General features: G+C 68.6%; 22 protein-coding genes. 10 read left to right on the top strand and 12 right to left on the bottom strand.

Translation table 11 applies throughout. The annotated features are described in order from the left end of the window. Positions 1-29: 29 nt before the first annotated feature. Together A5757_RS04485 and whiB1 are read left to right on the top strand one after the other, a co-directional pair. The gene (locus A5757_RS04485) at positions 30-983 is read left to right on the top strand and encodes a diacylglycerol kinase family protein (protein WP_066829048.1); all 954 of its coding nucleotides are present in this window, start codon (positions 30-32) and stop codon (positions 981-983) included. A 257-nt stretch (positions 984-1240) separates the two neighbouring features. Then, positions 1241-1495 (top strand): transcriptional regulator WhiB1, encoded by a 255-nt coding sequence (gene whiB1, locus A5757_RS04480; RefSeq protein WP_003893300.1) that lies wholly within the window; start codon positions 1241-1243, stop codon positions 1493-1495. 87 nt (positions 1496-1582) lie between these two features. Here whiB1 and A5757_RS04475 read toward each other — a convergent pair whose 3' ends face one another. Both A5757_RS04475 and A5757_RS04470 read right to left on the bottom strand, forming a co-directional pair. Then, entirely contained in the window at positions 1583-3079 is a 1497-nt protein-coding gene (locus A5757_RS04475) for a sensor histidine kinase (protein ID WP_066829044.1), read from the bottom strand. A gap of 33 nt (positions 3080-3112) precedes the next feature. Next, complete coding sequence (locus tag A5757_RS04470) at positions 3113-3328, bottom strand: biotin/lipoyl-binding carrier protein (RefSeq protein ID WP_066829127.1); 216 nt, start codon at positions 3326-3328, stop codon at positions 3113-3115. A gap of 148 nt (positions 3329-3476) precedes the next feature. Here A5757_RS04470 and A5757_RS24010 point away from each other — a divergent pair, with 148 nt between their 5' ends. Next, positions 3477-3569, top strand: coding sequence for a 50S ribosomal protein bL37 (locus tag A5757_RS24010; protein WP_003882799.1), 93 nt, complete (start codon positions 3477-3479; stop codon positions 3567-3569). A gap of 73 nt (positions 3570-3642) precedes the next feature. Here the strand turns inward: A5757_RS24010 and rsrA are convergent, their stop codons facing one another. Both rsrA and A5757_RS04460 read right to left on the bottom strand, forming a co-directional pair. Next, the gene (gene rsrA / locus A5757_RS04465; RefSeq protein WP_066829042.1) at positions 3643-3951 is read right to left on the bottom strand and encodes a mycothiol system anti-sigma-R factor; all 309 of its coding nucleotides are present in this window, start codon (positions 3949-3951) and stop codon (positions 3643-3645) included. Further along, positions 3948-4577 carry a sigma-70 family RNA polymerase sigma factor gene (locus tag A5757_RS04460; protein WP_066829124.1) on the bottom strand — a complete coding sequence of 210 codons (630 nt, stop codon included), beginning with the start codon at positions 4575-4577 and terminating at the stop codon, positions 3948-3950. The genes rsrA and A5757_RS04460 overlap by 4 nt, the downstream gene beginning before the upstream one ends. Positions 4578-4809: 232 nt before the next feature. Between A5757_RS04460 and ybaK the strand changes: the two genes are divergently transcribed. From ybaK to A5757_RS04445, 3 genes are all read left to right on the top strand, one after another. Further along, entirely contained in the window at positions 4810-5301 is a 492-nt protein-coding gene (ybaK, locus tag A5757_RS04455) for a Cys-tRNA(Pro) deacylase (RefSeq protein WP_066829039.1), read from the top strand. Positions 5302-5426: 125 nt separating this feature from the next. Beyond that, a complete protein-coding gene (locus A5757_RS04450) occupies positions 5427-6284 on the top strand; it encodes an NAD(P)-dependent oxidoreductase (RefSeq protein ID WP_082929310.1) in 858 nt (285 codons plus the stop codon). Between the two features lie 128 nt (positions 6285-6412). After that, positions 6413-7207 carry a class I SAM-dependent methyltransferase gene (locus tag A5757_RS04445; protein WP_066829037.1) on the top strand — a complete coding sequence of 265 codons (795 nt, stop codon included), beginning with the start codon at positions 6413-6415 and terminating at the stop codon, positions 7205-7207. Here A5757_RS04445 and A5757_RS04440 read toward each other — a convergent pair. Together A5757_RS04440 and A5757_RS04435 are read right to left on the bottom strand one after the other, a co-directional pair. After that, positions 7195-8703 carry a methyltransferase gene (locus tag A5757_RS04440; RefSeq protein ID WP_066829034.1) on the bottom strand — a complete coding sequence of 503 codons (1509 nt, stop codon included), beginning with the start codon at positions 8701-8703 and terminating at the stop codon, positions 7195-7197. The two genes, A5757_RS04445 and A5757_RS04440, sit on opposite strands and share 13 nt — an antisense overlap. Then, positions 8700-9467, bottom strand: coding sequence for an SOS response-associated peptidase (locus tag A5757_RS04435; RefSeq protein WP_066829032.1), 768 nt, complete (start codon positions 9465-9467; stop codon positions 8700-8702). The genes A5757_RS04440 and A5757_RS04435 overlap by 4 nt, the downstream gene beginning before the upstream one ends. Before the next feature lie 54 nt (positions 9468-9521). Here A5757_RS04435 and aroA point away from each other — a divergent pair, with 54 nt between their 5' ends. The 3 genes from aroA to A5757_RS04420 all read left to right on the top strand — a co-directional run bounded on the left by aroA (position 9522) and on the right by A5757_RS04420 (position 12763). Next, a complete protein-coding gene (gene aroA / locus A5757_RS04430) occupies positions 9522-10832 on the top strand; it encodes a 3-phosphoshikimate 1-carboxyvinyltransferase (protein WP_156618163.1) in 1311 nt (436 codons plus the stop codon). Further along, positions 10829-11809 (top strand): ribosome small subunit-dependent GTPase A, encoded by a 981-nt coding sequence (rsgA, locus tag A5757_RS04425; protein ID WP_066829028.1) that lies wholly within the window; start codon positions 10829-10831, stop codon positions 11807-11809. The genes aroA and rsgA overlap by 4 nt, the downstream gene beginning before the upstream one ends. A 93-nt stretch (positions 11810-11902) precedes the next feature. Further along, positions 11903-12763, top strand: a complete 861-nt coding sequence (locus tag A5757_RS04420; protein WP_066829025.1) for an aldo/keto reductase — start codon at positions 11903-11905, stop codon at positions 12761-12763. 98 nt (positions 12764-12861) lie between these two features. On the opposite strand, the gene A5757_RS04415 is transcribed toward A5757_RS04420, so the two are convergent. The 5 genes from A5757_RS04415 to A5757_RS04395 form a co-directional block, all read right to left on the bottom strand. Beyond that, the gene (locus A5757_RS04415) at positions 12862-14148 is read right to left on the bottom strand and encodes a fatty acid desaturase (protein WP_066829023.1); all 1287 of its coding nucleotides are present in this window, start codon (positions 14146-14148) and stop codon (positions 12862-12864) included. A 69-nt stretch (positions 14149-14217) separates the two neighbouring features. Continuing rightward, positions 14218-15348, bottom strand: coding sequence for a ferredoxin reductase (locus A5757_RS04410; protein ID WP_066829021.1), 1131 nt, complete (start codon positions 15346-15348; stop codon positions 14218-14220). A 44-nt stretch (positions 15349-15392) separates the two neighbouring features. After that, positions 15393-15893: a hypothetical protein gene (locus A5757_RS04405; RefSeq protein WP_281498367.1), complete on the bottom strand. Its 501-nt coding sequence runs from the start codon at positions 15891-15893 to the stop codon at positions 15393-15395. A gap of 34 nt (positions 15894-15927) precedes the next feature. After that, positions 15928-17655 carry a BCCT family transporter gene (locus A5757_RS04400; protein ID WP_066829017.1) on the bottom strand — a complete coding sequence of 576 codons (1728 nt, stop codon included), beginning with the start codon at positions 17653-17655 and terminating at the stop codon, positions 15928-15930. 61 nt (positions 17656-17716) lie between these two features. Further along, the gene (locus A5757_RS04395) at positions 17717-19126 is read right to left on the bottom strand and encodes a wax ester/triacylglycerol synthase family O-acyltransferase (RefSeq protein ID WP_066829015.1); all 1410 of its coding nucleotides are present in this window, start codon (positions 19124-19126) and stop codon (positions 17717-17719) included. A gap of 211 nt (positions 19127-19337) precedes the next feature. On the opposite strand from A5757_RS04395, the gene A5757_RS04390 reads away from it, so the two are divergent. After that, positions 19338-19862, top strand: a complete 525-nt coding sequence (locus A5757_RS04390) for an Rv3235 family protein (protein WP_066829013.1) — start codon at positions 19338-19340, stop codon at positions 19860-19862. Between the two features lie 3 nt (positions 19863-19865). On the opposite strand, the gene secA is transcribed toward A5757_RS04390, so the two are convergent. Further along, positions 19866-22697, bottom strand: a complete 2832-nt coding sequence (gene secA / locus A5757_RS04385; RefSeq protein WP_066829009.1) for a preprotein translocase subunit SecA — start codon at positions 22695-22697, stop codon at positions 19866-19868. Positions 22698-22790 lie beyond the last annotated feature (93 nt).

Raw genomic sequence — 22790 nt, 5'->3', positions numbered from 1 at the left:
CTAGATGCCCGCCGTTAGGCTCATGGCTCGTGCGCGCCGTGCTGATCGTCAATCCGAACGCCACGTCGACCACCGCGGCCGGGCGTGACCTGCTCGCGCACGCCCTGGAGAGCCGCGTCGAGCTGCGCGTGGTCCACACCGACCACCGCGGGCACGCCATCGAGATCGCCCGCGAGTCCGCCGACGACGGCGTCGACGTACTGATCGTCCACGGCGGTGACGGCACGGTGAACGAGGTGGTCAACGGCGTGCTGAGCGGTCGCGACCGCGCAGGCGACGCCCCCGCCATCGGCGTCGTGCCCGGTGGGTCGGCCAACGTCTTCGCCCGCGCGCTCGGCATCAACCCCGATCCGATCGAGGCGACCAACCAGCTCGTCGACCTGCTCGGCGCGTACCGGCGGGGCGGGGCCTGGCGGCGCATCGGACTGATGAACTGCGGGGAGCGCTGGGCGGTCTTCACCGCGGGACTCGGCGTCGACGGCGACGTGGTGGCCGCGGTCGAGGCGCAGCGGGCCCGGGGGCGGACGGTGACCGCATCGCGCTACATCCGCGTTGCCGTACGCGAGATGCTGGCCAGCGTGCGCAAAGAACCGACATTGACGGTGACGCTCCCCGACCGCGACCCCATCAGCGGGGTCCACTTCGCATTCGTGTCCAACTCCAGCCCCTGGACATATGCGAATACACGGCCGATCTGGACCAATCCGAGAACCACATTCGAGACCGGATTGGGGTTGTTCGCGACCACCAGCATGAATGCGTGGGCGAATTTGCGTCTGGCTCGGCAGATGTTCGCTCGTGAAGCCGATCCGGTGGCTCGCCATCTGGTGCGCGACGACGACCTGGCGTGGGTGCGGGTGAGTTCCTCGGTGCCGGTGGCGTGCCAGATCGACGGGGATTACATCGGGCTGCGCGACACCATGACCTTCACGTCGGTGCCGGATGCGCTCGCCGTGGTCGCTCCACCTACGAAAACGCTGTGAACTCGGCTGATCCGAAACAACGGCCCGAACAAGGGCGTATGTGGGTTGAAGTCTAGTACAACCGGGTACGCGCACCGACAGCGTGGTCCCGGGTTGCCACCAAGTGACGTTGCACACGTGTTAACGCAGTTCTCTTGACATCCGTCGAGCCTGTGAAAACATCGGATGCAACAGTGCAGAAACATTCGGGTGCACGCGTTAACAGCCGAAGAAAAGCTCGTGCGCCGTGCTGCGCACAAAGTGAGGAGTTACATCTAATGGATTGGCGCCACAAGGCCGTCTGTCGCGACGAGGATCCGGAGCTGTTCTTCCCCGTCGGAAACAGTGGACCGGCCCTTGCGCAGATTGCCGACGCGAAGCTCGTCTGCAACCGTTGCCCCGTCACGACCGAGTGCCTGAGCTGGGCGCTGGAATCGGGTCAGGACGCAGGTGTGTGGGGCGGTATGAGCGAGGACGAGCGACGTGCGCTCAAGCGGCGCAACGCGCGGACGAAGGCCCGCACCGGAGTCTGATCGCCTCAACGGATTTCCACGAAGACGGCCCCGGCGAACGCCGGGGCCGTCTTCGTTGTCTCGCCTTCCGTGCCCTGGCGCGCAACGCTATTGCGGGACCCGGGCGCTGAGTCTGGCGCGGCCGATCGGAACCCGCAGCACCACGTCGGTGCCGCCACCCGCCCCGTCGTGCAGTCCCAGTGAGCCGTCCAGTTCGGCCGACACCAGGGTCCGCACGATCTGCAGCCCGAGGCGGTCGGACTTCTCGAGGCTGAACCCCGCAGGGACCCCCCGGCCGTCATCGTGCACCACGATGTCCAGCCAGCGCGCCGACCGTTCGGCCCGGATCGTCACCGCGCCCTGTGCGGCGGTCGGATCGAAGGCGTGCTCGATCGCGTTCTGTACCAGTTCGGTGATCACCATCACCAGCGCGGTGGCGCGGTCGGCGTCGAGGACCCCGAGGTCGCCTTCGCGGGTGATGCGGATGGGCGGGCCGACGCTGGCGACGTCGTTCATGATCGGCAGGATCCGGTCCACCACCTCGTCGAGGTTGACCTCCTCGTCGACCGACATCGACAGCGCATCGTGCACCTGGGCGATCGAGGACACCCGGCGCACGGACTCCATCAGTGCCTCGCGTCCCTCGGCGTTGTTGGTGCGGCGGGCCTGCAGCCGCAGCAGCGCCGCCACGGTCTGCAGGTTGTTCTTCACGCGGTGGTGGATCTCGCGAATCGTGGCGTCTTTGCTCAGCAGCGCGCGATCACGGCGTTTGACCTCGGTGACATCCCGGATCAGCACGGCGGCGCCCACCGCCTCGCCGTGCACCACCAGGGGCAGCGTGCGCAGCAGCACCGCCGCACCGCCCGCGTCGACCTCCATGCGCATACTCGCCCCGCCGGCCAGGGAGTCGCGGATGTGATTGGCCAGTTCCTGCGCCTCGAATGGGTCGGAGATCAGGGGCCGGGTGACGGTCACCAGGTTGTGCCCGCCGAGTTCGGCGGTCAGGCCCATACGGTGGTAGGCCGAGATCGCGTTGGGGCTGGCGAAGACGACGTCCCCGATGCGGTTGAGGCGGATGAAGCCGTCCCCGACGCGCGGACTCGACCGGGACATCGCCAGGTCGCCGACGTTGGGGAACGTGCCCTCCGACAGCATCAGCAGTAGATCGCCGGCACAGTCGAGATAGGCATTCTCGAGCGGGCTCGCGGTGCGGTGGGCCGCCAGGGCGGTCTGATGGGTGAGCACCGCCACCACGGCATCGCGGTAGCGCACCGGGACGGCCTCGACGTTGAGGCCGGGCGCGTCGGGCTGGGGTGCGCCCTCGCGCCCGATCGTGCCGGATTCGAAGGCGTCGGCCACCAGGGGCATGGTCTGGGCGACCGCGGTGGTACCGACGGCATCGGCCAACAGCACCGTCGACGCCGTGTTGGGCCGCACCTGCGCGACACACACCAGCACGCCGTCGTCGCGGCGCACCCACATCAGGTAGTCGGCGAAGGACAGATCGGCGATCAGCTGCCACTCCCCGACCACCGCATGCAGATGGTCGACCGCGTTACCGGGGAGAACGGTGTGCTCGGCGAGCAGGTCACCGAGTGTGGACATCGGATGTCACCGAGGGGCCGGACGGACCGATCGCTACGTGATGACGGCGATGAGGTCGCCGGCCTGGATGACGTCGCCCTCGGCGACGTTGACCTTGGTCACCGTTCCGGCGACCTCGGCGAGCACCGGGATCTCCATCTTCATCGATTCCAGCAGCACGACGGTGTCGCCCTCGCCGATCTGATCTCCCTCGGAGACGACGACCTCGAGCACACTGGCCACGATCTCGGCGCGAACGTCCTCGGCCATCTTCACCCCACTCACTGTCTGCAGTTTCGCGCTCTATCGAACCACACCCCGGGTGGCCGGAGCATGCACCGCGTCATGAGACAATGGCTGAGACCTGTCTGCACGAGATGCGGGCCGGATATACCGAAGACCGTACGGAGGAACTCTCATGGCCAAGCGTGGCCGCAAGAAGCGCGACAGGAAGCACTCGAAGGCGAACCACGGCAAGCGACCCAACGCCGGTTCGAAGTCCGTGCGCTGATCGCCCGCTGACGCGAACAATTCGCCCGCCGTCCCCGAGGGGATCAGGCGGGCGTCTTGCTGTTCGGGAGCGGTCAGCCGCCCCGAATGATGGTGGTCCGGCTGATCTCGATCCGCAGCCGCTCACGCAGCCGATCCGGAGCGCGTTCACCGCTGCACTTCGCCGCGATCAGCCGTTTCACGCGCTCTTCGACGCCGTAGTGGCGCAGGCACGCCGGGCACTCCTCGAGGTGATGCTTGAGCCGATCGCGCGTCTCAGGGGTGCACTCGCCGTCGAGCAGCGTCCACACCTCGGCGATCACCGAGGCACACTCGGGATGCTCGGGGTCGACCGGACCGACCGGCGGGCGCCACCGCTCCTCCGACTCGGGCTGCTCGCTCATGACGGAACCTCCTCCGGGGCTTGTTCGCCGCGGATGAACCCGCGGTCCCTGGCCACATCGGCCAACAGTTCACGAAGCTGTTTACGGCCCCGGTGCAGACGCGACATCACGGTGCCGATCGGCGTGTCCATGATGTCGGCGATCTCCTTGTACGGAAACCCTTCGACGTCGGCGTAGTAGACCGCCATCCGGAAATCCTCGGGCAACGCCTGCAGCGCCGCTTTGATCTCGGTGTCGGGCAGCGCCTCGAGGGCCTCCACCTCGGCGGACCGCAGACCCGTCGAGCTGTGCTCGGCGTTCGCGGCGAGCTGCCAGTCGGTGATCTCCTCGGTCGGGTATTCGGCCGGCTGCCGCTGCTTCTTGCGGTAGCTGTTGATGTAGGTGTTGGTCAGGATGCGGTAGAGCCACGCCTTGAGATTGGTGCCCTCGCGGAACGACCGGAAGCCGGCGTACGCCTTGACCATGGTCTCCTGTAGCAGATCCTCGGCGTCGGCGGGATTGCGCGTCATCCGCAGTGCGCCGCCGTAGAGCTGGTCGAGCAGCGGAATGGCGTCCCGCTCGAAGCGCGCGGTCAGCTCGGCGTCGGACTCCGCCGGCGCGGCCGCTGATCCGTCCGTGTCGGGCATCATGTCGGGCATCTCTGTCGACACCGTCCCTTCTGTCGGGGCGTCTGTTGGGGCGCCGACGAACAGGCCCGGTAGATCCACCGGACGTTCCAGGCAGGCCGTTGGCACCGAAAACCCTCCCACGATCCTAAAGGCTGAACCGACATCTGCTCCGGCCGCACTGAATTGTGCGCCGCATGTGGTCACAACAGCGGCGGGCGGCCCGCTGTTCCCCACCTCTTAGGCTGATCGCGTGTCTCGCGCAGCGACTCCTGCCATCGCCGCCCTGGTGGCGGCCGGCGTGGATCACGAGGTGCTGCAGTACGACCACGATCCGCGCGCAACGTCCTTCGGCGACGAAGCCGTCGGCGAACTCGCCGATCGCGCCGGGGTGGTCGCCGAGCAAATCTTCAAGACACTGGTGATCGCCCTGCCGAAGGGGCTCGCGGTGGCGGTCGTCCCGGTGCCCGCCAAGCTGTCGCTCAAGGCGGCGGCCGCCGCTTTGGGTGTCGGAAAGGCCAGCATGGCCGAACGGACTGCGGCTGAACGGTCGACGGGTTACGTCCTCGGCGGCATCTCGCCGCTCGGCCAGCGCAAGCGGTTGCCGACGGTGATCGACGCGTCGGCGCTGCAGTGGGACCGGATCCTGTGCAGTGCCGGCAAGCGGGGCCTCGAGATCGCCGTCGCACCCGCAGATCTCATCCGGCTGACCGATGCGGTGACGGCGGACATCGCCGCTACGTGATGCTCAGGCGGCGTGACGTCGAGTGGCCCACCCGGCGCGGCCGCGCTCGCCGCTGGTCGAACGGGCGTCGATGATTCTGCGCCGCATCGCCCAGGCCGACCGTCGCCGCGGCATAGGGTGAGGCCATGGCAGACAAGCCCCTGTCCGGGAAGACCATGTTCATCTCCGGCGCCAGCCGCGGTATCGGGTTGGCGATCGCCAAGCGCGCCGCGGCCGACGGTGCGAACATTGCGCTGATCGCCAAGACCGCCGAACCCCACCCCAAACTCGACGGCACGGTCTATTCCGCGGCCGCAGAGATCGAGGAAGCCGGCGGGCAGGCGCTGCCGATCGTCGGCGATATCCGCGACGGCGATGCGGTCACCGCAGCCGTGGTACAGACCGTCGAACGGTTCGGCGCCATCGACATCTGCGTGAACAATGCCTCGGCGATCAACCTCGGTTCGGTCGAGGAGGTGCCGCTCAGACGCTTCGACCTGATGAACGGCATCCAGGTGCGCGGCACGTACGCCGTCACCCAGGCCTGCATCCCGCACATGAAGAATCGCGAGAACCCCCACATCCTGACGCTGTCGCCGCCGATCCGGCTGGAGCAGCAGTGGCTCAAACCGACCGCCTACATGATGGCGAAGTTCGGAATGACGTTGTGTGCGTTGGGCATTGCTGAAGAACTACGCGATGCGGGCATTGCTTCCAACACGCTGTGGCCCCGCACCATGGTGGCGACGGCGGCGGTGCAGAACCTGCTCGGCGGCGACGAGGCGATGGCACGTGCGCGCAAGCCAGAGGTCTACGCCGACGCGGCTTACGCGGTGGTGACGAAGCCGGCCCGCGAGTACACGGGCCAGAGCCTGCTGTGTGAGGACGTGCTGCTCGACGCCGGAGTCACCGACCTGTCGGTCTACGACTGCGTGCCGGGCTCCGACCTGGGTGTCGATCTGTGGGTGGACAGCCCGAATCCGCCGGGCTACGAAGCGCCGTAGGCGTTCCGCCACTCCCCGAGCGTGCGTGTTTACACGCGACACGCCGCGAAATTGTGGCATTTTGCGCACGCTCGCGGGTGGCCGGGCGACCCCCTCCGCCTGTGACGCCATAGTGGCAGGCTGAGGAGGTGACATCGACGAGTTGGTCCGCGGGCCGCTATGAAGCCGTTGCCGAACGCATTGCGACCATCGCCGCCGAGGTCGTCGACGTCGCCGCCCGACGGCGGCCGCTCAAAGATGCGGCTTTGATCGACCTGGCCTGCGGGACAGGCAATGCCGCGTTGATCGCAGCGGCGCGTGGGGCGCACGTGACCGGCGTCGACATCACCCCTGAACTGATGGCCATCGGCGCTGCCCGAGACGGCGGCACGGGGGTGACGTGGGTGGCGGCCGACGCCTCCGCCACCGGACTGCCCGAGCAGTCGTTCGACGTCGTCGTCTCGAATATGGGCATCATCTTCGTGGAACCGACCGCGCAGATCGCCGAGGTGACCCGCCTGCTCCGGCCCGGCGGCACGCTGGCCTTCTCGACCTGGGTGCGCGGTGAGACCAACCCCTTCTTCGACCCCATCGTGTCGGTGCTCGGCGCCCCGCCCGACGCCGGGTACACCCCGGACCAGTGGGGGCGGCCAGACCTCGCGGCAGCCCGGCTCGACGCCGACTTCGACGACGTCGCGTTCGAATCAGGCGTCCATGCCTGGCATTTCGACTCGCACGAGGCGGCCATGCGGTTCATCACCGACGAGTCGCCGATGCATGTGGCAGCGCTCGCCCGCGTTCCGACCGCGCGCCAGGCGCTGCTCGCCGCGTTCGCCGAGGCGATGGCCGGCCACGCCGATCAGCGCGGCGGGGTGTCGTTCGATGCCCCGTATGCGGTGATCAGCGCCGTCCGGTCCGGGGACCCGGACGGTCACCGGGCCTGATAGAGGATGCCCCGGCCGATCGCCTCGCGCACCACCGGCAGCGCCGCGGTCGCCAGCGCGCCGGCGTCCACCCCGTGGTGGGCGGCGAGCAGGTCGATCAGGGTGCCCAGCGGCACCTCGCCGCGGCACCCCGCCAGCAGGGCCCGCGACACCTCGTCCACCCCGATCACCGCGGCCGGGCCGCCGGGCCGGCGCACCGCCGCACCCACCGTCTGCCAGCCCTGGGGGCCAGGCAGCGACTGCTCCTCCAGGAACACCGCAGCAGTGCTCAATCGCACGGACAGCAGGGCGTCGTCGGAGGTGTCGTGCAGGTATTCGCGGCGGGCGAAGAACGCGTCGACCTCGGGTCCGGTCAGACCCTCGTCCACGCCGGTGATCTCCTCGAGGATCTGCTCGGGTGCCCGGCGTTCGCCGGGCCGGGGCGCGCGCAGCGTGATCATGCCCATCCCGATGCCGGCGATGTTCTGGTCATCGAACCAGTCCAGCCACTGCCCGCCCCGTAGCGCCGCCTGCTCCGGCGGTTCCCCGGCGTCCGACGTCCACAGCGACACGTAGTTGACCGGGTCGGCGAACTCCCGCTGCACCACCCACGCGTGCAGACCGGTATCGGCCAGCCAATTCCGCACGCGCTCTCGCCAATCGGTGCCCTCACGGACGATCCAATTGGCCATGATCTGCGCGGTTCCGCCCGGTTCGAGGTGGTCGCCGGCCTGCTCGATCAGCTGCCGGCACACCGAGTCGCCGGCCATCCCGGAATCCCGATACAGGTAGTCGCGGGCGCCGGTGCCCACCACGAACGGCGGATTGGACACGATCAGATCGAACCGCTCCCCCGCCACCGGCTCGAAGAGACTGCCGGCGCGCAGATCCCACGTCATCCCGTTCAGGCGTGCGGTGGCCGCGGCGAGCGCGAGCGCCCGTTCGTTCAGATCGGTGGCGACGATCTGCTCGCAGTGCGCGTCGAGGTGCAGCGACTGGATGCCGCAGCCGGTACCGAGATCCAGCGCACGGCCGACGGGCGTGCGGATCACCGCGTGTGCCAGCGACGCCGACGCTCCGCCGATTCCCAGCACGTGGTCGTGGCGCACCGGGCCTGCGCGCAGCGCCGCGTCCTGGTCGGACACCACGAGGAAGTCGCGCGCCCCGTCACTGTGCGGGCGGATGTCGAGGGCGGCCCTGACCGTGCCCTGCGGGGTGGTCTCCAGCACCCCTTCGGCCTGCAGCCCATCGACGCCGGCGGTCGGCACCGCCGTCTCGACCCGCTCACGGAGTTCGTCGGCGCCGAGCAGGAACAGCCGCACCAGCACCGCGAGGCGCTGTCTGCCCGGATCGGCGCGGTCGGTGGCGCGCAGCGCGGCCCACCACAGCCCGCGGCTGAAGGCGGCACCGGCGTCGGCGCCCAGCAGTTCGACCACCCCGTCGGTGGTGTAGCCCGCCGAGCGCAGATCCGCGCCGAGGGCGTCGATGAGCGCACCGGACCGCAGTGGCGCGCTCACAGCAGCGTCGCCTGCTCCGGCTGCGGTTCGGCCGGTTCGATCAGCTCCGGTCCGTTGTTGCGAACGTTGTTGACCAGCCGGGAGACCTCACGGACCCGGATGCGGTCCAGGTCGCCGTGGCCGCGCAGCAATCCCTCGTCGATCGGCGCATCGGGGTCCAACCAGCGGTCCCAGTCGTCGCGGCTGATCGACAGCGGCATGCGGTCGTGGATGTCGGCCAGCGGCCCTGCGGCGTCGGTGGTGATGATGGTGCAGCTGAGCAGCGGCGGGGAATCGGACGGCGCCGCCCCGGACTTTCCAGCGGGCCGCCACGTCGACCACAGGCCGGCCATGAAGAGCGGTTCCCCGTCGGCGCCGTACATGTAGAACGGGGTCTTGGCACCCTTCGAGCCGCGCCACTCGTACCAGCCGTCCATCGGCACCAGACAGCGCTTGCTCTTCGCGGAGCTGCGGAACGCCGGCGACGAGTTCACTTTCTCGGCGCGGGCGTTGATCAGCAGCGGGCCCTTGTTGTCCGGGGCGCCGTCGTCGGCCGACTTCACCCACGGCGGTATCAGGCCCCAGCGCATGGAGCGGATACGGCGCGTCGATTCGTCGTCGGGGTCGGTGTGGCGTTTGACGACGGTGCTGATGACGGTCGTGGGCGCCACGTTGAAATTGGGACCGCTGTCCTTCGACGCCGTGGTGGCCGTGGTCTCGTCGATGGCCTGGATCTTCTCGGCCAGCAGGGCCGGATCGGTGGTGACCGCGAAACGTCCGCACATACCTTCGATAGTGGCACGGGCGAGGCGTTCACCGCTGTGAGGCAGGATGGGTCCGTGACCAATTGGCCGGCCCCCTCGACGCCGACCCCGGTGCATGCGACCGTCACCGTTCCGGGTTCGAAGTCCCAGACCAATCGGGCCCTCGTGCTGGCTGCGCTGGCCACCGCCCAGGGCCCGTCCACGATCACCGGCGCGCTGCGCAGCCGCGACACCGACCTGATGATCGGAGCGCTGCGGGCCCTCGGGGTCGAGATCGAGTGCGCCGACGCCGTCGACAGCCGGCTCCGGGTCGGCGGGCGGCTGGCCCCGCCACCGGACGTGCGCATTGACTGCGGGCTGGCCGGCACCGTGCTGCGGTTCCTGCCGCCCGTGGCGGCGCTGAGCACCGAGACCGTCGAGTTCGACGGCGACGAGCAGGCCCGCGTGCGGCCCATCACACCGCTGCTGGCGGGTCTGCGTGGGCTCGGGGTCGACGTCGACGGGGACGGTCTCCCGTTCCGGGTGCGCGGCGCCGGTGCGGTGTCCGGCGGAACAGTGGAAATCGATGCGTCGGCGTCCTCGCAGTTCGTGTCCGGGTTGATGCTGTCGGGTGCCGCGTTCACGGAGGGGCTGACGATCGTGCACACCGGCACCTCCGTGCCGTCGGCACCGCACATCGCGATGACGGTGGCGATGCTGCGGGAAGCCGGCGTGGAGGTCGACGACCGGGAAGCCAACCGGTGGACCGTGCATCCCGGCCCCGTCGCGGCCCGGGACTGGGAGATCGAACCCGACCTGTCGAACTCGGTGCCGTTCCTGGCCGCCGCGGTGGTCACCGGAGGGGCCGTGCGGGTGACCGGATGGCCACCCGTCAGCATCCAGCCCGCCGAGGCGATCCTGGCCATCCTCGAGAAGGTGGGCTCGGACGTCCGGCAGGCCGACACCTACCTCGAGGTGCAGGGCAGCCGGCTCTACGACGGGTTCGAGGCCGATCTGCACGATGTCGGCGAACTGACACCCGCGGTGGCCGCCCTCGCAGCACTGGCGACGCCCGGCTCCGTGTCGCGGCTGTCGGGCATCGCCCACCTGCGCGGTCACGAGACCGACCGGCTGGCCGCGCTCCGTGCCGAGATCACCGGGCTCGGCGGTGACTGCGAGGAGACCGACGACGGTCTGCTCATCAAGGCGACGCCACTGACGGGCGGCACCTGGCATTCCTATGCCGACCATCGGATGGCCATGGCGGGCGCGATCGTCGGGCTGCGGGTGCCCGGGGTGGAGGTCGAGGACATCGGCACCACCGCCAAGACGCTGCCCGAGTTTGCCGCCATGTGGGCCGACATGCTGGCCGGACAGACGATCCCCGTCGCCGGGGACGGCGCTTGAGCCGTCGCGAGTACGACGAGTCCGACGTCCGGATACGGCCGGGTCGGGGCTCTCGACCGCGGACCAAGACCCGGCCCGAACACGCCGATGCACGCAGCGCGATGGTCGTAACGGTGGACCGCGGCCGGTGGGGTTGCGCACTGGACGGGGATCCGGACAACGTGGTGGTCGCCATGCGCGCCCGCGAACTGGGCCGCACCCCCATCGTCGTCGGCGACGACGTGGACGTGGTCGGCGACCTGACCGGCCGCCCCGACACGCTGGCGCGGATCGTGCGGCGGCGGGAGCGCCGAACGGTGTTGCGCCGCACCGCCGATGACACCGACCCCACCGAAAGGGTGGTGGTCGCCAACGCCGACCAGTTGCTCGCGGTGGTGGCCCTGGCCGATCCACCGCCGCGCACCGGATTCGTCGAACGGGCGCTGATCGCCGCGTACGCCGGCGGGCTCGACCCGATCCTGTGCTTGACGAAATCCGACCTGGCACCGGCCGAACAGTTCGCCGCGCAGTTCGCCGGTCTCGATCTGACCGTGACGACCGCGGGCCGCGACGTCCCGCTCGACGCGGTGCGGCCGTTGCTGGAGGGCAAGGTGACCGTGCTGCTCGGACACTCGGGGGTCGGTAAGTCGACCCTGGTGAACCGGCTGGTGCCCGAGGCGCACCGGGCCATCGGCAGCGTCAGCGGCGTCGGCAAGGGCCGACACACCTCGACGCAGTCGGTGGCGCTGCCGCTGGCCGGATCCGGCTGGGTGATCGACACCCCCGGCATCCGGTCGTTCGGTCTGGCCCACATCGAATCCGACGACGTGCTGCTCGCGTTCTCCGATCTGGCCGAGGCGATCGCCGACTGCCCCCGCGGCTGCGGACACATGGGGCCCCCCGCGGACCCCGAATGCGCTCTCGACGCATTGACCGGTGCGGCGGCCGACCGGGTGGCCGCCGCCCGCAGGCTGCTCACCGCGCTCAAGGAAGCCTGATACCCAGATAACGCACAGGGTGGCGGGCGTGTGCACGTCCGGATCAGCGGGCACTCCGGCAAGTGGGGACCACGACCAGAAGGAGGCTCGACCTTGAGCACCATTCCCACGATCACCCTGAACGACGGCGCAACGATCCCCCAGCTGGGCTTCGGCGTCTACCAGATCGACCCCGACGAGACCGCCGACGCGGTGAAGACCGCGCTGGATCTGGGTTATCGCCACATCGACACCGCGGAGATGTACCAAAACGAGCGCGGCGTCGGCGAAGGCATCCGCAACAGCGGCATCAGCCGCGGCGAGGTGTTCATCACGAGCAAGCTCAACAACGGTTTCCACGAGCCCGACAAGGCGCGGCGCGCGTTCGACGAGACGTTGCAGGCGCTGGGTTTCGACGGCGATGACGCCTACGTGGATCTGTTCCTCATCCACTGGCCGTTGCCGACGCTGTACGACGGCGATTTCGTCTCGACGTGGCAGACCCTCGAGGAGTTCAAGAAGGACGGCCGCGCGCGCAGTATCGGCGTCTCGAACTTTCAGGTCGATCACCTGGAGCGGCTGGCCCGGGAGACCGAGACGGTGCCCGCGGTCAACCAGATCGAGGTGCATCCGTACTTCGTCAACGAGGCTGTCCGCGCCTACGGCCGGGAGCACGGCATCGCCACCGAGGCGTGGTCACCGATCGCGCAGGGCAAGGTCCTCGACGATCCGGAGGTCACCCGCATCGCCGAGGCCACGGGCAAGACCCCGGCCCAGGTCGTGCTGCGCTGGCACATCCAGCGCGGCGACATCGTCTTCCCGAAGTCGGTGACGCCCAAGCGAATTGAGGAGAACCTCGCCCTGTTCGACTTCGAGCTCGGCGACGCGGACATCGACGCACTGACCGCGCTCGACAAGGGTGAGGACGGCCGGACCGGTCCGAATCCGGACACGTTCGACTACATCCCCGACTGACATCCCCGACTGACTCTTCCCCCGAGACGCGAAACGGGCCTGCGGTGAAAACCGCAGGCCCGCTTCGTTCGTCTGTGCTGTCAGGCAGTCGGTGTCGATCAGGCGGCGGTGTCGATCAGGTTCGACTCGACCGCCTTGATCGCCCGCTTCTCGCGCCGACGCGCCCGCGCCTCGGCGATCGCCGTGCGCAACCCGCGTCGCCGGCCGGTGACCGGATCCTGCACGCCGAAACCGGATTCCAGCGTGGCGTACATCCGCTCACTGCGGGTCTCGGGAGCGTTGTCGGCGGTGTCGCGCAGGTACTTGTCCGGCAGCGACAGCTTGGCGATGGTGCGCCACGCCTTGCCGTACTGCAGCAAGAACGAGCCCGTGGTGTAGGGCAGGTCGTACTTGTCGCAGATCTCCCTGACCCGGACCGCGATCTCGTGGTACCGGTTACTCGGCAGATCGGGGAACAGGTGGTGCTCGATCTGGTGGCACAGGTTGCCGCTCATGAACCGCAGCACCCAGCCGCCCTCGAAGTTCGCGCTGCCCAGCATCTGGCGCAGGTACCACTGCCCCTTGGACTCGCCGACCATGTCGGTCTTGGTGAACTTCTCGGCGCCGTCGGGGAAGTGACCGCAGAAGATCACCGCGTTCGACCACACGTTGCGGATGACGTTGGCCATCGCGTTGGCGGTCAGCGTCGACCGGTAGGTCGCACCGGGCGAGAGCGCCGTCAGCGCCGGCCACGCGACGTAGTCCTTGGCCAGCTGAGCGCCCGCCTTCTTGGCGAACTCCTGCGCCCGCACCTTGGAGTCGTCGCGGTTGTCGCGGCCCTTGAAGATCTTCCCGAGCTCGACGTGCTGCAGGCCGATTCCCCACTCGAAGCCGAGCATGAGGATCGTGTTGTACAACAGGTTGCCGAGGTTGAACGGCTTCCATTTGGCGTCCCGGGTGACGCGGATGAGCCCATAGCCCACGTCGTCGTCCATACCGAGGATGTTCGTGTACTTGTGGTGCATGAAGTTGTGGGTGAAGCGCCAGTGCTTGGAGGCGCCCGCGTTGTCCCACTCCCAGGTCGACGAGTGGATCTCCGGATCGTTCATCCAGTCCCACTGGCCGTGCATGACGTTGTGGCCGATCTCCATGTTCTCGATGATCTTGGCCACGCCCAGGGTCGCGGTACCTGCCCACCACGCGGAGCGGCGCGAGCTCGCGGCCAGCATCACGCGGCCTGCCAGCTCCATCGCCCGCTGTGCGGCGATGGCACGGCGGATGTAGCGCGCATCGCGCTCGCCGCGGGAGTCCTCGATGTCCTGGCGGATCGCGTCGAGCTCGGCGCCCAACGCCTCGATGTCGGCTTCCGTCAAATGCGTGAATGCCGGTACGTCTGTGACTGCCATGGTTTCCGCCTCCCTTCACTTCCTACGCTACCGTAACCTACGTACCCGTAGGTTACCAGCCAGTAAACCTCAGACATCGAGCGTGCAGTCGCCTGACGCGGCGGAGACGCAGGTCTGAATCCGGTTGCCGGGTTCGTGCTCGACACCGGTGCGCAGATCCCGGACGTGGCCGTCGACGAGGCTGACCACACAGGATTGGCAGATGCCCATCCGGCAGCCGAACGGCATCCGTACGCCGGCCTGTTCGCCGGCGTCCATCAGCGACGTCGCCGCATCGACCTCGACGGTTTTGCCACTGCGGGCGAACTGCACCGTGCCGCCTGCGCCGTGCACCGCGGTGCGGACCGCGGCGAAGCGCTCCAGATGCAGGTGTTCGGCGATGCCGGCGGCGGTCCACTTCTTCTCCGCTTCGGAGAGCATTCCCTCCGGTCCACAGGCCCACACCTGCCGATCGCGCCAGTCGGGCACCTCGGCGTCGAGTGCGGCCATGTCGAGCCTGCCCTCGGAGCGGGTGGCGCGCAGTGTCAGGCGGTAGCCCGGGTGGTCGTCGTGCAGCCGGGCCAGTTCGGTTCGGAACAGCACGTCGGCCTCGGTCGGCGCGGAGTGGACGTGGACGATGTCGGTGATCTGGTCACGGCGGGCCAGGGTCCGCAGCATCGACATCACGGGGGTGATTCCGGAACCTCCGGTGAGGAACAACATCTTGGCCGGCGCCGGATCCGGCATCACGAAGTTGCCCTGGGGTGCGGCGAGCCGCACGATCGTGCCGGGTTGCACTCCGCCGACGAGGTGGGTCGACAGGAAGCCCTCGGGCATCGCCTTGACGGTGATCGTGATGGTGCGCTCGCCGGTGACGGGACTCGACGTCAGCGAATAGGACCGCCAGCGCCACCGGCCGTCGATGAGCAGGCCGATGCCGATGTACTGACCAGGCTGGTAGTCGAACGAGAAACCCCATCCGGGTTTGATGACCAGGGTCGCTGAATCCTCGGTTTCGCGGCGGACCTCCAGCACACGACCGCGCAGCTCGCGCGCCGACCACAGCGGATTGGCCAGCTGCAGATAGTCGTCGGGCAGCAGCGGAGTCGTCACGCGCACGGCAAGCGAGCGGAGGGCGGCCAGCGCAGGATGCCTGCTGGTGATCTTGGGGCGCACGGTCTCGGCGACGTTGGCCGAGACCTTGATCGAGTTCTTGGCCATGCAACCTACGGTACCGTAGGTTACAGGGCCGTCACCACCCCGGATCAGAGCAATTCGAGCAGGAACGGCAGCTCTTGCGGCGCGTACCACGCCAGATCGTGGTCCTGGGCGTCGCCGACCGTGAGCTCGGCGTCCTCGTCTCCGAGATCCGCCAGATCGACCGCCTCGATCGCCCGCCGGACGGCCGCCTCGGCGTCGGCGATGTCGACGTAGGCGGCCACCACATCGCTCAGTGCCACCGGTCCGGCGAGCCGGACCACCGCATCGTCGAGGTCGGGCCGGACCGTGGCCTCGGCGTCGGCCACCAGCACGGCCCGGCGCGGCGGATGGCCCCCCGCGTCCTGCGCACCGGACAGCAACCGCAGCGATGCCAGCGCCGCGTCACGCATCGCGATCTCGGCGAGTTCGTCCTCATCGCCCTCGGCGTAGGACTCCCGCAGCGTCGGCGTGACCGCGAACGCGGTGCCGGACAGCGCGTGGATCGACCCGTCGGCGACGAGCTGCGACAGCATGGCCAGGGTCACCGGGATGTAGACGCGCACCAGGCGAGACTAGCGACGGTAGGGACCAACCTGCCGATCAGTCGGCGTTCGGATCCTTCTCCACCGAGATCACGAAGTCGTCGCCGTGCTCCATCACGCCGTGGACGACCGCGTTGTCGACCGCCTCCGAGGCATATCGCTTGCGCACCATCAACGGATCCAGCCGCAGATCCTTGACCAGGCTGACGCACAGCCCGACCATCACCAGCACGAACGGCACCGCCGCGAGGATCGTGATGGTCTGCAGCCCGTTGAGTGCGTCCGAGCCGCCGACCAGCAGCATCACCGCCGCGACCGCACCGGTGGCCACACCCCAGAACACGACGGTCCGCCGTGACGGTTCGATCGTGCCGTGCTCCGACAGCGAGCCCATCACGATCGAGGCGGCGTCCGCACCCGAGACGAAGAAGATCGCCACCAGCACCATCACCAGCACGCTGGCGATCGTTGCCAGCGGATACTGCTCGAGCAGCCCGAACAACTGACCCTCGCTGCTGCCGTCGCCCACCACGTCGACGCCGGACTGCTGTTCGCGGATCGCGGCGCCGCCGAAGACACAGAACCAGATCAGCGACACCACGCTGGGCACCAGCAGCACGCCGGCGACGAACTGCCGGATGGTGCGGCCGCGTGAGATGCGGGCGATGAACATGCCCACGAACGGCGTCCAGGACAGCCACCACGCCCAGTAGAAGACGGTCCAGCTCTGCAGCCAGGAGTTGACGTCGCCGCCCTCGGCGCCGGTACGCGCGGACATCAGCGCCAGATCCTGGAAGTAGCTGCCCAACGAGGTCGGAATCAGGTTGAGGATGAACACCGTCGGGCCGACGACGAACACGAACAACGCCAGCACCACGGCCAGCACCATGTTGATGTTCGACAGCCACTGGATGCCCTTGGCCACGCCCGACACCGCCGACAGCACGAAGGCGGCGGTCAGCACCGCGATGATGCCGATCAGCACCGCGTTGCCGGTCTCACCGATCCCCGCCACGATCTGCAGGCCGCTGCTGATCTGCAGCGCGCCCAGTCCCAGCGACGCGGCGGAACCGAACAGCGTGGCGAAGATCGCCAGCATGTCGATCACCTTGCCCCAGCCACCGTGGACACGCTTGCCCAGCAACGGCTCGAAGGCGGCGCTCACCAGCTGCAGCCGGCCCTTGCGGTACACCCCGTAGGCGATCGCCAGGCCGACCACCGCGTAGATGGCCCACGGGTGCAGGGTCCAGTGGAACAGCGTGGTCGCCATCGCGGTCTGGGCGGCGTGCTCGTTACCGGCCTCACCCGTGCCCGGCGGCGGGGTGACGAAGTGCGTCAGCGGTTCGGCCACGCCGTAGAACATCAGGCCGATGCCCATACCGGCGCTGAACATCATCGCGATCCACGACACGGTCCGGAACTCGGGCTCCTCGTCGTCGCGGCCCAGCGGGATGTTGCCGAACCGGCTGACGGCCAGCCACACGACGAACACGACGAATCCCGACGCGGTCATCACGAACAACCAGCCGGTGTTGTCCATCACCCAGCCGAGCGCCGCGGCGGACGCCGACGCCAGCGACTCGGTGCTCACTGCGCCCCAGGTCAGGAACGCCACCGCCAGGGCGGCGGTGACACCGAAGACGATCCAGTCGACGCCGCGACGGCGTTTCTGGGCGTCCTCGTCCACCTCGATGTCGAGGACGGGATGCGGGATGGCGCCGCCGGTCGGTGAGCGCAGCGCTTTGCGGGCTTTCTCGCCTCTGGGCTTCTCAGTGGAGGTGGTCATGGTCTGACCATGAGACCCCTGACGGGCAGCCCCGTCAACTCCCCGGCCCTTTCGGGGACCGTCAGCGGGCGGCTTCGAGCAGTTCGTCGAGGGACTCCTGCAGCAGAGCCGGGAGCACATCGACGTCGCTCATCGCGTCCCGGTCGGCGTTGATGCCGAAGTACAGCTGACCGTTGTAGGACGTCACCCCGATCGCCAGCACCTGGTTGTGCAGCAGAGGCGGGACGGCGTAGGTGTCGAGAAGTTTGGTCCCGGCCACGTACATCTGTTTCTGCGCGCCGGGGACGTTGGTGATCAGCAGGTTGAACAGCCGGGCCGAGAAGCTGGTGGCCACGCGAGTTCCCATGGCGTGCAACGTCGGTGGCGCGAAACCGGACAGCGTGACGATGGTCCTGGCGTCGACCAGGCTCGCGGCGGTCGGGTGCGATTCGGTGGTGTGGGCGATCTGCGACAACCGGATGACGGCATTGCCCTCGCCGACGGGCAGATCCACCAGGAACGGCGCCACCTCGCTGATGGCCTGCCCGGGACCGGTCGCGTCGAGTTCGGCGTCGGGATACACCGACATCGGCGCCATGGCGCGCACGGTGGTCGTCGGCGTGACGGGTTCCCCGCGCGACAGCAACCAGTTCCGCAGCGCGCCGGCAACGACCGCGAGCACCACGTCGTTGATGTCGCAGTCGTAGCGGGCCCGCACGGCCCGGTAGTCGTCGAGGCTGTGGTTGGCCACCGTGTACCGCCGGTTGCGCGACACCGTGGCGTTCAGCGGGCTCGACGGCGCCGTGCCCCGCGCCACCAGCCGTGCGACGTCCGCGAAGCGCCGCCCTACCGCGAGGAGTTCCTCGGCGTTGGTCGTCACCTCGGCCACGGTCGTCCGCAGCGACGCCAATTGGTCGGCCGGGCGCATCAGCCACTCCCCGACCGCGCCGATCAGCAGCGCACGGTCACTCGGCTCCCGCGCGGGCACCCAGATGTCCTCGCCGAACGTCGGCGGCTTCTGGGTGCGGTCGGCGATGACGTGGCCGATCTCGAGCGCGGTCATCCCGTTGACGAGCGCCTGATGGGATTTGGTGTAGATCGCGACCCGGTTCTTCGCCAAACCCTCGACCAGGTACATCTCCCAGAGCGGGCGCGACTTGTCCAGCGGTCGCGCGGCCAGGCGGGCCACCAGTTCGTGCAACTGGGCGTCGCTGCCCGGAGACGGCAGCGCCGAACGGCGGATGTGGTAGGTGATGTCGAAGTCGCGGTCGTCGACCCACACCGGCCGGGCCAGATTCATGGTCACCTCGCGGACCTTCTGCCGGTACCGCGGGATCTGCGGCAGCCGCTGTTCCACGGTGGCCAGCAGCGTCTCGTAACTCAGGCCGTTACGGGGTCTGCGCAGTATCGACAGGCTGCCGACGTACATCGGCGTCGCGGAGTTCTCCAGGTGGTAGAACGCCGCGTCGGACGCCGACAGCCTCGTCACCATGCGGCAGTGCCCTCCCCCATACGTCCGTCACCTCATCGGCCCATCGGCGACCCGTCGGCGGCCCATCAGCGGTCCTGGCCACGGTAACCGGACAGGCTGTGCACGCGCATCACGGGTGCACAGCACCCCCGCCGAACCGTGCGACGATGAAACGGCCCGTTCCTCTCCCCGCGACGGCGCCCCTGTCCCGCAGTGTCTTCGGAGAGTCGCCGTGACCACATCCCGTCCGCCCGCCGCCCGCCGATCGTTCACGTCGCCGGTCGTCGACTACGAACCCGCACCGGTGGGTTCGGCGTCCGCACCGTGTCCGGCACCGTCCCCCGCGGCGTTGCGCAGGCACACTCCGCGACCGTTGCGGTCAACGCGCACAGCACAATCGGGCACGGAGTCGGATACGGGGTCCGGTACCGGCCCCCCGCGGGCCGCGGCGGTGTTCACCGACCTGGCGTTGCGCCGCGTCCTGGAGGTACTCGACCGCAGACGGCCGGTGTCGCACCTCAAGACGCTGCTCGCCCCGGCGCAACTCGACGCGGTCGCGGCGTTGAGCCGACAGCCCCGCAGCGCGCAGCAGACCGGTGCGGCGCTGCGCCGGATGCGGTTACACAGCAGCAACGGACACTCGGCCGTCGAGGTGTCCGCGACCTACACCCGCGGCACCCGCGTACGCGCCATCGCCGCGCGGGTCGAACCGCTCGGCGACGGCCGCTGGCAGGTGACCGCTTTACAGATCGGCTGAGCGTCAGCCGCGGCGGCGCGTCTTCGGCGAGTTGGTCTTGGCCTCCCGGCGCGCGGCCTCGCGGCGCTCGCGGCGGGTGCCGCCCGCGGCGGCGGGGGCGCCGCCGTTGCTGCGCTGAACCTCCGCAGACCCGTCCTCGCCGGGACCGACGTAGGTCAGCGGCGGCGCCTCGTTCTCGATGCCCTTGGCCCGCACCTGCGGCGCCGGCGTCTCGCGCTCCTTGGTCGCCACGCCGCCGCCCTGACGTGCCTCGGCCTGGGCATTGCCCTTACCGCCGGCCAGGTCGGCCAAGCCCTGCGGCGGCGCGACCGGCGCGACCGTAGGCGACGGGTTGGCCTCCACCGCGACGTTGAATAGGAAGCCGACCGACTCCTCCTTGAGGCCCTCGAGCATGGCCACGAACATGTCGTAGCCCTCACGCTGGTACTCGACGAGCGGATCGCGCTGAGCCATCGCGCGCAGGCCGATGCCCTCCTTGAGGTAATCCATCTCGTAGAGGTGTTCACGCCACTTGCGGTCGATGACGTTGAGCAGCACGTTGCGCTCGAGCTGGCGCATCGCGCCCTCGCCGGCGATCTCCTCGAGCTGACGCTCACGCTCGGCGTACGCGCTCTCGGCGTCCTTGATCAGCACGTCGAGCAGTTCCTCGCGGGTGAGCTCGCCGGCCTCGCCGATCGCGTCGGAGTCGATGAGGTCGTGGTGGTCGACGCCCACCGGATACAGCTGCCGCAGCGCCTCCCACAGCTTCTCCAGGTCCCAGTCCTCGGAGTACCCCTCGGCGGTGGCGCCGTCGACGTAGGCGGTGACGACGTCGACGAGCATCTGGTGCGCCTGGTCCTGCAGGTTCTCGCCTTCGAGAATGAGGCGGCGTTCCTTGTAGATGACCTTGCGCTGCTGGTTCATCACCTCGTCGTACTTGAGGACGTTCTTGCGGACCTCAAAGTTCTGCTGCTCGACCTGGGTCTGCGCACTCTTGATGGCGCGGGTGACCATCTTGGCCTCGATCGGCACATCGTCGGGCAGGTTCAGCCGGGTCAGCAGCGCCTCGAGGGTGGCGCCGTTGAAGCGCCGCATGAGTTCATCGCCCAGCGACAGGTAGAACCGCGACTCACCGGGATCGCCCTGGCGGCCGGAGCGACCACGCAGCTGATTGTCGATACGGCGCGACTCGTGCCGCTCGGTGCCCAGCACATAGAGCCCACCCGCTTCGCGGACCTCTTCGGCCTCCGCGGCGACCTCGTCCTTGATCTGGTTGACGGTCTTGTCCCAGGCGGCTTCGTACTCGTCGGGAGTCTCGACGGGATCGAGGCCCTGCTCGCGCAGGCGCTTGTCGGCCAGGAAGTCGACGTTGCCGCCGAGCACGATGTCGGTGCCGCGGCCGGCCATGTTGGTGGCCACGGTGATCGCGCCGAGGCGGCCGGCCTCGGCGATGATGTTCGCCTCCTGCTCGTGGAACTTCGCGTTGAGGACGTTGTGCGGCACCTTGCGCTTGGTGAACTGCTTGGACAGGTATTCCGAACGCTCGACGCTGGTAGTGCCGATCAGGACCGGCTGACCCTTCTCGTAGCGCTCGACGACGTCGTCGACCACCGCGATGTACTTGGCCTCTTCGGTCTTGTAGATGAGGTCGGTCTGGTCGGCGCGCACCATCGGTCGGTTGGTCGGGATGGGCACCACGCCCAGCTTGTAGATCTCGTAGAGCTCCGACGCCTCGGTCTGAGCGGTGCCGGTCATGCCGGCGAGCTTGTTGTAGAGGCGGAAGTAGTTCTGCAGCGTGATCGTGGCCAGCGTCTGGTTCTCGGCCTTGATCTCGACGTGCTCCTTGGCCTCGATGGCCTGGTGCATGCCCTCGTTGTAGCGTCGGCCCATCAGCACGCGGCCGGTGAACTCGTCGACGATGAGCACGTCGCCGTTGCGGACGATGTAGTCCTTGTCGCGCTGGAACAGCTCCTTGGCCTTCAGCGCGTTGTTCAGGTAGCTGACCAGCGGCGAGTTCGCGGCCTCGTACAGGTTGTCGATACCGAGCTGATCCTCGACGAACTCGACGCCCAGCTCGTGCACACCGACGGTGCGCTTGCGCAGGTCGACCTCGTAGTGGACGTCCTTCTCCATCAGCGGCGCCAGCCGCGCGAACTCCGGATACCAGTTCGACGCGCTGTCCGCCGGCCCGGAGATGATCAGCGGGGTGCGGGCCTCGTCGATGAGGATCGAGTCGACCTCGTCGACAACGGCGAAGTTGTGGCCGCGCTGCACGAGATCCTCGAGCCGGTGGGCCATGTTGTCGCGCAGGTAGTCGAAACCGAACTCGTTGTTGGTGCCGTAGGTGATGTCCGCGGCGTAGGCGGCGCGGCGCTGATCGGGGGTCAGACCCGACAGGATCACGCCGACCTCGAGGCCGAGGAAGCGGTGGACGCGGCCCATCCATTCGCTGTCGCGTTTGGCCAGGTAGTCGTTGACCGTCACGACGTGGACGCCCTTGCCGGACAGCGCGTTGAGATACGCGGGCAGCACACAGGTCAGGGTCTTGCCCTCACCGGTCTTCATCTCCGCGACGTTGCCGAAGTGCAGGGCGGCGCCGCCCATCACCTGGACGTCGAAGTGCCGCTGGCTCAGTACCCGCCAAGCGGCCTCGCGGGCCACCGAGAACGCCTCGGGCAGCAGATCGTCGAGGTCTTCGCCGTCGGCGACCCGCTTGCGGAACTCGTCGGTCTTGGCGCGCAGCTCGGCGTCAGACAGCTTCTCGACGTCGTCGGACAAGGTATTGACATAGTCGGCGACCTTCTTGAGGCGCTTGACCATGCGGCCTTCACCGAGACGGAGCAACTTATCGAGCACGCTTTTTCCCCTGTGTTTGAGGTAAGGAACGTCGTCCATGGTAGAGGCCGGACCTGGGAACGCCGATTCCCCGGGCCATAAGTCCGGCCCCCG

The sequence above is a fragment of the Mycobacterium sp. 852013-51886_SCH5428379 genome (genome assembly GCF_001665575.1).
Lineage (GTDB): Bacteria > Actinomycetota > Actinomycetes > Mycobacteriales > Mycobacteriaceae > Mycobacterium.
The sequence above is the reverse complement of the archived record's forward strand: the minus strand, read 5'-3'. Positions and strand labels throughout refer to the sequence as shown.